Annotated in this window: 11 protein-coding genes; 2 read left to right on the top strand and 9 right to left on the bottom strand. The window is 61.5% G+C overall.

The window, feature by feature from the left end; translation table 11 throughout:
* The 7 genes from atpD to E0L15_RS07915 form a co-directional block, all read right to left on the bottom strand.
* Nucleotides 1–866, bottom strand: an 866-nt coding sequence (atpD, locus tag E0L15_RS07945) for a F0F1 ATP synthase subunit beta (protein WP_168125176.1), incomplete at its 3' end; no start/stop codon positions are given.
* 36 nt (nucleotides 867–902) lie between these two features.
* The gene (atpG, locus tag E0L15_RS07940) at nucleotides 903–1,781 is read right to left on the bottom strand and encodes an ATP synthase F1 subunit gamma (RefSeq protein WP_087231613.1); all 879 of its coding nucleotides are present in this window, start codon (nucleotides 1,779–1,781) and stop codon (nucleotides 903–905) included.
* Complete coding sequence (gene atpA / locus E0L15_RS07935) at nucleotides 1,769–3,289, bottom strand: F0F1 ATP synthase subunit alpha (RefSeq protein WP_168125175.1); 1,521 nt, start codon at nucleotides 3,287–3,289, stop codon at nucleotides 1,769–1,771. Before atpA ends, atpG begins: the two co-directional genes overlap by 13 nt.
* On the bottom strand, nucleotides 3,286–3,810 hold the full coding sequence (atpH, locus tag E0L15_RS07930; protein WP_168125174.1) for an ATP synthase F1 subunit delta: 525 nt from the start codon (nucleotides 3,808–3,810) through the stop codon (nucleotides 3,286–3,288). The genes atpA and atpH overlap by 4 nt, the downstream gene beginning before the upstream one ends.
* Nucleotides 3,807–4,295, bottom strand: coding sequence for a F0F1 ATP synthase subunit B (atpF, locus tag E0L15_RS07925; RefSeq protein ID WP_168125173.1), 489 nt, complete (start codon nucleotides 4,293–4,295; stop codon nucleotides 3,807–3,809). Before atpF ends, atpH begins: the two co-directional genes overlap by 4 nt.
* Before the next feature lie 14 nt (nucleotides 4,296–4,309).
* Nucleotides 4,310–4,528, bottom strand: coding sequence for an ATP synthase F0 subunit C (atpE, locus tag E0L15_RS07920; RefSeq protein ID WP_087231601.1), 219 nt, complete (start codon nucleotides 4,526–4,528; stop codon nucleotides 4,310–4,312).
* 40 nt (nucleotides 4,529–4,568) lie between these two features.
* On the bottom strand, nucleotides 4,569–5,270 hold the full coding sequence (locus tag E0L15_RS07915) for a F0F1 ATP synthase subunit A (RefSeq protein WP_168125172.1): 702 nt from the start codon (nucleotides 5,268–5,270) through the stop codon (nucleotides 4,569–4,571).
* Nucleotides 5,271–5,440: 170 nt separating this feature from the next.
* Between E0L15_RS07915 and E0L15_RS07910 the strand changes: the two genes are divergently transcribed.
* Together E0L15_RS07910 and E0L15_RS07905 are read left to right on the top strand one after the other, a co-directional pair.
* Nucleotides 5,441–7,057 carry a sensor histidine kinase gene (locus tag E0L15_RS07910; protein ID WP_168125171.1) on the top strand — a complete coding sequence of 539 codons (1,617 nt, stop codon included), beginning with the start codon at nucleotides 5,441–5,443 and terminating at the stop codon, nucleotides 7,055–7,057.
* A gap of 5 nt (nucleotides 7,058–7,062) precedes the next feature.
* Nucleotides 7,063–7,731, top strand: coding sequence for a response regulator (locus tag E0L15_RS07905; protein ID WP_087371696.1), 669 nt, complete (start codon nucleotides 7,063–7,065; stop codon nucleotides 7,729–7,731).
* A 50-nt stretch (nucleotides 7,732–7,781) separates the two neighbouring features.
* On the opposite strand, the gene E0L15_RS07900 is transcribed toward E0L15_RS07905, so the two are convergent.
* Together E0L15_RS07900 and E0L15_RS07895 are read right to left on the bottom strand one after the other, a co-directional pair.
* Nucleotides 7,782–8,213, bottom strand: a complete 432-nt coding sequence (locus tag E0L15_RS07900) for a flavodoxin (RefSeq protein ID WP_168125170.1) — start codon at nucleotides 8,211–8,213, stop codon at nucleotides 7,782–7,784.
* Between the two features lie 715 nt (nucleotides 8,214–8,928).
* On the bottom strand, nucleotides 8,929–9,492 hold the full coding sequence (locus E0L15_RS07895; protein ID WP_087371690.1) for a DUF3793 family protein: 564 nt from the start codon (nucleotides 9,490–9,492) through the stop codon (nucleotides 8,929–8,931).
* Nucleotides 9,493–9,528: the final 36 nt, after the last annotated feature.

Below are 9,528 nucleotides of genomic sequence, written 5' to 3'. Positions count from 1 at the left end.
GTGGAGGTGATACGCTCTTGCAGAGCGCCCAGCTCGTTGGCCAGGGTGGGCTGATAGCCCACGGCGGAGGGCATACGGCCCATCAGGGCGGAGACCTCAGAACCAGCCTGGATGTAGCGGAAGATGTTGTCGATGAAGAGCAGCACGTTCTGCTTCTCCTGGTCCCGGAAATACTCGGCCATGGTCAGGCCGGTGAGGGCCACACGCATACGGGCTCCGGGGGGCTCGTTCATCTGACCGAAGACCAGGGCGGTCTTCTCAATGACGCCGGAGTCGGTCATGTCCCGCCACAGGTCGTTGCCCTCACGGGTACGCTCGCCCACACCGGTGAAGATGGAGTAGCCGCCGTGCTCGGTGGCGATGTTGTGAATGAGCTCCTGAATCAAAACGGTCTTGCCCACGCCGGCGCCGCCGAACAGGCCGATCTTACCGCCCTTGGCGTAGGGGGCTAGCAGGTCGATGACCTTGATGCCGGTCTCGAACACCTCCACCACAGGGCGCTGCTGCTCGAAGGCGGGGGGCTGACGGTGGATGGACCAGGTCTCCTTGGCGTCCACGGGGCCCTTCTCGTCGATGGTGTCGCCCAGGACGTTAAACATACGGCCCAGGACTCCTTTGCCCACGGGCACGGAGATGGGGGCTCCGGTGGCGGTGACAGTCATGCCACGGCCCAGGCCCTCACTGGGGGAGAGCATGATGCACCGCACGGTGTCCCCGCCCATGTGCTGGGCCACTTCCATGACCTGACGCTTCCCGTCCAGCTCCACCTCAAGGGCTTCCTTGATCTCGGGCAGGACGCCGCCGCCAAAGGCCACGTCTACCACAGGTCCCATGACCTGTACAATGGTTCCTCTATTTTCCTTCATATCGTCTCACCTTTCGGGTGTCATGATTTCGTGGGGTTACTGGGCCGCCTGAGCGCCGCCCACCACCTCGGTGATCTCCTGGGTGATGGCGGTCTGGCGGGCACGGTTGTAGGACAGGTTCAGGGTTTGCAGCATGGCCCGGGCGTTGTCGCTGGACGACTTCATGGCGGTCATGCGGGCGTTTTGCTCCGAGCAGTAGGACTGCACCAGGGCGCCGAACAGATCGCCCTTCACATAGCCGGGGACCAGGCGGTCCATAACCGCCTTCACCGAGGGCACATAGGCCACGTCCCGGTTATAGGAACTGGTCTCCTCCTCCTGGGGGAAGGCGTCCGGGTCCAGGGGGAGCAGCTTGTGAATGGTGGGCTCCATCTGGAAGGAGTTGACCATGCGGGTGAAGATGACGTACACCTCGTCCAGCTGTTCCCGGCGGAACAGCTCCAGCATGGTCTCCGACATGTCCCGGGCCCGGCCCACGTTGGGGTTCTGGGCGGTGTAGAGGAACTCTACATCAATGGGAATGCCGTGCTCCATGAAGTAGGAGCGTCCCACCTGGCCCACCACAAACAGGCTGGTGTTGGCAGACTGGCGCAGCTTCTCCTCCGCCAGCTTGAGAATGTTATGGTTGTAGGCACCGGCCAGGCCCTTGTCTCCGGTGATGACAATGTAGCCGATCTTCCGCTTCTCCGCCGGAATGTGGGGCCGCTTATCAAAGAAGACATGGTTGATCTCCGGGGAGTGGTGGAGAATGTCAGAGATGGTGGTGCCGATCTTTTGAAAGTAGGGCTCCACATCGGCCAGCTGCTTGCGGGCTTTCTGAAGATTCGAGGAAGAGATGAGGAACATGGCGTTGGTGATCTTCAGAGTCTGCTCCACGCTTTTGATGTGGGTACGGATTTCCTTTATGCTTGCCATGTGGCGCTCACCCGCTTCTTGGCGTCCTCCAGCACCCCGCGGATGGTCTCAATGGCAGGACCGCTGAGGTTTCCGGTGGACTGAATCTCGTCCATGACGTCGGCGTGCTCCTGCTCCATCTCCTGGGCGAAGTCCATAACAAAGTCCCGGACCTGGTCCAGAGGCACGTCGTCCACCAGGCCGTTGGTGGCCACGTAGAGGATGACGGCCTGACGGCTCACAGGCAAAGGGTGGTACAGGGGCTGCTTGAGCAGCTCCAGCAGACGGCGGCCGTGGTCCAGAGCCTGCTGGGTGGCGGGGTCCAGGTCAGAGGCGAACTGGGTGAACACCTCCAGCTCCCGGAAGCGGGCCAGATCGATACGCAGGGTACCGGCGGTCTTCTTGATGGCCCGGGTCTGAGCAGATCCGCCCACACGGGACACGGACAGGCCCACGTTGACGGCGGGGCGCTGACCGGCAAAGAACAGGTCGTTCTCCAAATAAATCTGGCCGTCGGTGATGGAGATGACGTTGGTGGGGATGTAGGCGGACACGTCGCCGGCCTGGGTCTCAATGATGGGCAGGGCGGTCATGGAACCGCCGCCATATTCCTTGGTCAGGCGGCAGGCCCGCTCCAGCAGACGGGAGTGGAGATAGAATACGTCGCCGGGGTAGGCCTCACGGCCGGGGGACCGCTTGAGGAGCAGAGACAGGGTACGGTATGCCACAGCGTGCTTGGACAGATCGTCGTAGACGATGAGCACGTCCTTGCCACGGCTCATAAAGTACTCGCCCATGGCCGCACCGGCATAGGGGGCGATGTATTGCAGGGGGGCGGACTCACTGGCGGTGGAAGAGACAATGATGGAGTAGTCCATGGCCCCGTGCTTTTTCAGGGTGTCCTGAATGCGGGCCACGGTGGAGGCCTTCTGGCCGATGGCCACGTAAATACAGATCACATCCTGGCCCTTCTGGTTCAGAATGGTGTCCACGGCAATGGCGGTCTTACCCGTCTGGCGGTCGCCGATGATCAGCTCGCGCTGGCCGCGGCCAATGGGCACCATGGCGTCAATGGCCAGAATACCGGTCTGCATGGGCACGTTGACGGGCTCACGGGTGACCACGCCGCTGGCCTCATGCTCGATGGGGCGGGTCTCGGTGGTCTCAATGGGGCCCAGGCCGTCGATGGGCTGGCCCAGCACGTTGACCACACGGCCCACCAGGGCATCGCCCACGGGCACGTCGGCAGCACGTCCGGTGCGGCGCACCACGGTGCCCTCCTTTACCCCGGCGTCGCTGCCCAGCAGCACCACGCCCACGCTGTCCCGGGCCAGGTTCATCACCATGCCCTTGACGCCGGTGTCCAGCTCCACCAACTCACCGTACACTGCCTTGTCCAGGCCGTAGACGGTGGCGATGCCGTCGCCCACTTCCAGCACGGTGCCGGTCTCGTCCCGGCGCACTCGGGTGTCGTATCCTTGAATCTCCTCCCGCAGGATGGAGACGATCTCTTCGGGGTTGGTTTTCATGCCATTCGCCTCTCTTCCAGTTGCCGGAACATGCCGGTCAGCGTCCCCTGGACGCTCTTGTCATAGGTCACGCCCTCGATATCCAGCACGAAGCCGCCGATGAGTTCGGGCTGGGTGTGAATGTCAAAGACCACATCCTTCTTGCGGTGCAGATGACACAGGGTCTTTCTGAGCTTTTCCAGCTCCTCCTCCTGGGGCACCCGGGCACAGGTCAGGCGGCAGCGGGCCGCACCCCGGTCCTCCAGGGCGATGTCGTGGAAGGCCTCCACGATCTGGGGCAGCAGAGCCATGCGGCCCTTGTCTGCCAGCAGAGAATAGAAGCTGAGCAGAATCCGGTGTCCGTCCAGCATGGGCAGCCGAGTCAGAACACGCTCCTTCTCCTCTGCCTGCACGGCAGGAGAGCAAAGGCTCTCCCACAGTTCCTGGTTCTCCATCAGCCGCTGGGCTGTGAGGTCCAGGGTGCCCTCGTTGGGGTAAATCCCATAGAGGGCCTGGGCATAACGGCGGGCCAACTCACTCATGCCTGCTCACCTACTTCCGAAAGAAATTCGTCCACAAAGGCCTTGTCGTCGTTGCCATCCATGGACCGGCCTGCGGCCTTGGCGGCGGCCAGCAGGGCCAGAGAGGCCACCTCCTGGCGGGCACCCCGGAGCATGTTCTCCCGCTCCGAAGCGATCTGGGCCTGGGCCTCATTGCGCAGCCGCTGGGCCTCGCTCTGGGCCTCGGCCACGGTGCCGTCGTACACCCGCTGGGCACGGGTCTGGGCGTCGGAGACGATCTTGGCCGCCTCCTGGTGGGCATCCTGGAGTCGGCCCTCGTACTGGGCCTTCAGCTCCTGGGCCTGGCGGTTGCCCGCCTGGGCGGCGTCAATCTCCTGCTGCACCAGCTGGGCACGCTGCTCCAGCACGGCATTGACCTTGCCAAAGAGCACCTTGCGCAGGATGACGTACAGCACCAGCAGGTTGATGATGGTAAAGATGATGGTGGAAAGATGGAACTCCAGCATGGGAGGCTCCCCCCTTAACCCATAAAGATGATCAGCAGAGCGGTGATGAAGCCGAAGATGGCGGTACCTTCTGCCATAGCGCAGCCCAGCAGCAGGGCGCTGTTGATCTTGCCGGAGGCCTCGGGCTGACGGGCAATGGCCTCGCTGGCCTTACCAGTGGCAACGCCGATGCCGATACCAGCGCCGATTCCAGTGAACACAGACAGAGCTGCAGCAATGATTCCGATAGACATAATAAGTTCCTCCTGTTAATTCCATGTTTTGTTGATATACTTACTCTTCCTCTTTGATGCCCTCGCCCACAAACTGAGTGGTCAGGAACACAAAGACAACGGTTTGGATCAACCCGTCAAACAGGTCGAAATAGATGCTGAACACCGCCGGGAACAGAATCGGGGCCACAAATTTCAGCATTTCCATGATGATGAAGGCGCCCAGCACGTTGCCGAACAGTCGCATACACAATGCCAGGGGCCGGATGGCCACCTCCATCAGGTTGATGGGCAGCAGCAGGGGCATAGGCTCGGCAAACCGTTTCAGGCCGCCCACCAGTCCGTTGTATCGAAACTGGGAGCCGTAGATCAGCAGCATACTCAGAATGGCCAAACCTGCCGTGACGCTCACATCCTTGGTGGGCGGGGCAAAGCCGAAGATGCCGATGATGTTGGCAAAGCCGATGTACAGCGCTACGGTACCAAGCCAGGGGGCAAAGGGTCTCCAGTGTTCCCCAATGTTGGTCTTGACAAAGCCATTGAGAAACTCCACCGCGCTCTCCAGGGCCACCTGCACCTTACCCGGGTTCTCTACCTTTAAATTCCGGGTCAGACACACAGAGACCAGAATGAGCACCGCCATGACAATCCACGATACCACCACCGACTGCGACACCTTGATGCCGCCCAGCAGGGGGATGGTAAATGCCGTGGGTGTCCCCAGCTCTTCCAGCAGCATTTCCTTGAATGCATCCAAACACATCACCTCGTTTTCGCGTGTGCCATTGTACCCCACTCCCCCCCTTCCCGTAAGGCTTACGAAAGTAAAAAAAGTAAGAAAAACAGCGAATGTGTTTCTTACCGTTCTCTCCCAGGGTTTGGTTTGACAGTCTTCCCCCTTTTTACTATACTGATAGAAAAGGGGGAGTTTTCATGTCCACACCGTCCGGGGCCTCCATTCGGGCTCGCATGACCCGAATGAACCTCATTGTCGTCATTGTCTCCATCGTCCTGTCCACGGCGGGAAACCTGTATTTCACCCTCCACAACAGTCAGGACGCCTTAGACAGCACCCTGGTCAACTCCGCCGCCATTCTCTCCCGGATTGACCTGATTCAAGAGGCCCTGGAGGGAACGCGCTCCACCCAGGAGCTGGCGGAGTTTTTGGATGAGGCCACCCAGAATACCCGGGACATTGACCTCATATTGGTGGGCGACACCCAGTCCAACCTGCTCTACGCCCCGGACCACGATCTGGTGGACACCCCCTACTCCGGCACCGCCCAGACCGATGCCCTGGCAGGGGCCGCCCCCTACACCTCCGACGAGACCGGCCCCATGGGCTCGGAGCACTCCGCCTACGCCCCCGTCCGGGACGACGACGGCAACATCATCGGCTTTATCATTGTCGGCGTGTACTTCCGCAGCATGGCCCAGCTCACCCGCCACACCGTGGTCGTCCTGTCGGTGGTGGGTTTGGCCGCAGCGGTGGTGGGCTCCACCCTGGCCCTGCGGCTGTCCAAGCGCATCAAGGACTCCCTCATGGGCTATGAGCCCGACGCATTCGTCCACCGCTTCCACCAGCGGGAGGACATCATGGACGCCCTGGAGGAGGGCATCATGGCCATTGACCGGGACAAAAAGCTCATCTTCCTCAACACCGCCGCCGCGGAGATGTTCTCCCTCAACCGGGACGAGGTGCTGGGCAAGTCCCTGGCGGACTTCTACCCCCGCTCCACCCTGGACCGCATTCTCCGCACGGGAAAGCCGGAGTACAACGTGAGCATCAACTCTTTAAAGCATGTACGGGTGCTGGCTGACCGCCTGCCCCTGTATGAGGACGGCCAGCTCAACGGAGCGGTGAGCATTTTCCGCAACCGCACCGAGCTGGCCCGGATGGCCGACGACCTCACCGGCGTGCGCCACATGGTGGACGCCATGCGGGCCTACACCCACGAGTTTTTGAACAAGCTCCACGTGATTTTGGGTCTGCTGCAAATCGGAGAGCCGGAAAAGGCCCAGCAGTACATCATGGACACCACCCAAATCCACCGGGAGGCGGTGAACCGCATCATGAACCAGCTCCATGAGCCGTCGGTGGCCGCCCTACTGGTGGGCAAAACCAGCCGGGCCAACGAGCTGGGCATCCGCCTGACCCTGGACCGGGAGAGCGGACTGAGCGAGGACAGCGACTGGCTGCCCCCGGACGCCTACGTGACCATCTTGGGCAACCTCATTGAGAATGCCATAGAGGTACTCAACCAGTCCCGCAGCGCCACCAAGGAGATTTTCGTCAGCATCCGGGAGAACCCGGACAGCCTGCTGTTGTGCGTGGAGGACACCGGACCCGGCATCCCCACCGTACTGCGCAACACCATGTTCCAGCGGGGGGCCTCCACCAAGGGCCGCCACCGGGGTACCGGGCTGTCCCTGGTGCAGGAAGTGGTGGAGGCCTACCACGGAGACATCCGGGTGGAGTCGGAGAGCGGCGTGGGCACCTCATTTTTCATCAGCTTTTGCCGGGAGGAACTACCCGGAGAGAAGGAGTGAACCCCTTGTATCGAGTTGTCATTGTAGAGGATGACCCCATGGTCTCCCTGTTAAACCGTACATTCACCGAGAAGGACTCCCGGTTCCACGTGGTGCAGACCTGCTCGGATGGCCGGGCTGCTCTGGAGTGGCTGAGCCACAACCCCGCCGACCTGGTGATTCTGGACGTGTACATGCCCCTGTGCACCGGGGTGGAACTGCTGCGGGCTCTGCGGGCCCAGGCCATCCCCGTGGACGCCATCATGGTCACCGCAGCCAACGACGCCGCCTCGGTGGACACCCTTTTAAAGATGGGTGTGGTGGACTACCTGGTCAAGCCCTTCACCTATGAGCGGTTCCAGCAGGCCCTGGACACCTTCTGCCGCCACAAAGAGGCCGTCCACGGCCAGGCGGTGACCCAGGGGGAGCTGGATAAGCTGTTTGCGCCCCCGGACAGCGGGGACCGCTCCGCCCCCAAGGGGCTCCAGGAGAGCACCCTGAAGCTCATTCGGGACTGTCTCCACGCCGCCCCTGCCCAGGGGCTGCCCAGCGAGGCCATCTCCAAGCAGACCAACCTGTCGGTGGTCACGGTGCGCCGCTACGCCAACTACCTGGTGGAGCGTGGGGAGGCCTGCTCCACCGTCAACTACGACACCGGAGGCCGTCCCTGCCGCCTGTATCAGCTGAAAAAGTAAAAAAGATGTGCCGCAGAAGAACGATCTTCTACGGCACATCTTTTTCTTTGTTATGCGTTGGCCAGTCGGGCGCCCAGGTTCTTGCACACCTCCAGGGCCTCGGCGTCGGGGGTCTCGTTGACCATGAGGCCCTCCTCGTCCAGCAGGTTGGCTCTGGTGCTCTGGGTGCGCTCCACCCAGTCCCGCATCCACTGTCCGTCGCCCCAGCCGTAGGACCCGAACAGGGCCACGGTGTGGCCGCCCAGCTGACCCTCCAGCTGGGTGAAGAAGGGCTCGAACTCGGACTCCTCCAGCACCTCCGCCCCCATGGCAGGACAGCCCAGGGCCAGCTTGTCATATTCCAGGGCCTGCTGCGGGGTGACGGCGGATACCTCCATCAGGTCGCATTCCACCCCGGCTCCGGTGACACCGTCGGCGATGGCCTGGGCCATCTGCTGGGTGTTCCCGGTCTGACTCCAATAGATCACAGCTACTTTGCTCATGTGTAAGACCTCCTAAAAGATATATCATTTGATATGACTCGTTGAGTGAATATGTTTCTCCGCTCCCTCTGGGAGAGATGCAGTCCGTCAGGGCTTAGGGTGAAGGCTTGCTCTTCTCCGATTTCTCAGGCAGAGAACAGCGCCCCAGCCGGGGACGCTCCGCTGGGCCCGATTTCTCCCCGATGAGAAATCGGGGAAAGAATCGCCAAAGGCGGGACCTTCCCCCGCCTTGTGGAATCCACCCCGCGGTACTGGGAGCCCCTGCGTTCTTCTCTTCTCGGCCCTTGGCCCGGTAGGGTCACATGGATGGCGTGGAGATTCTACAGAACATACCTACTTCTCTGAAAAACAATCCTTCTATCGCCAGGGCCTTACCCTGGTGAGCCGCTGTTCCCAGCGCTCGGCGGCCTGGTTCCCGGCGGCGGGAACGCCGCTTCTCCAGGGTAGGCCCGGCTGTGAAAACCACCTGGCTGTAGGGCCAGCTTCCCAGGGTGACCTGGTGTGGTGGCAGAAACAGGAGCCACAATAAGAGTGACGGGCCGAACCTAGTCTTGACGCATTGACAGCCTGGTACCTCAGGGGGGTACTTAGGGGGGAACGCCCTAAGCGGGTTTTGGTTTCTTTTGCCCGCTCAAAAGAAACCCCCAGCGGGTAGCGTCCCCACCAGGCTGGCAAGCCTGCTCCTGGAAACTGGAGTAGGCTAAGCTCTCGAAGTTTATGCCACTGCAAACACCTGAAACAAGGTATTCCCCTGCTCCATTCGCTCCCGGATTTTCTGGCTCACCTTCTGCATCCGGGTAAAGCACTGCTGGGCAGCTTCCACATCCCCGTACACCTTCCACGGGCCGCACAGTTTGAAGTTCTGCCCTTGATTCTCAATAAAGCCCACCACATCTTCCACCGGATAGCCCAGGAAGAGGCCAATCTCGTGGGGAAAGGAGCCGCCCTGGCGGACCCGCTGGCCCAGGTGGGCCAAAATCTCCTCCACCGGACGGCTCAGGTCGTAGCCACAGGGGGTGAGAATCTCCTCTACCCCGTCTCGCTTCAAGGCCTGGGCCATGAGCTGGGGCCGATAGACCAAAATCAGCTCCCGGTTGGTGCAGGAGCACAGGCGGTCAAATTTCACACCCCGGCGGGCAAAGGCCTGCTGATACTTCCGCAGCTCTTCCTCCAAGTGTGGAACATCTCCACGCCGCAGAGAGATGAGGTTGGCGGGGACCACACCGGCCAAGGCCGGGGCACAGTGGGTGGCAAACAGTTGATCCAGAGATGGTTGCATGGTGGGTCCTCCTTTGGTTAGCTCTTGCTAACTGCC

The sequence above is a fragment of the Pseudoflavonifractor sp. SW1122 genome (assembly GCF_012027765.1).
Taxonomy (GTDB): domain Bacteria; phylum Bacillota; class Clostridia; order Oscillospirales; family Oscillospiraceae; genus Enterenecus; species Enterenecus faecium.
This window is presented reverse-complemented; position numbering and strand designations above follow the sequence as displayed.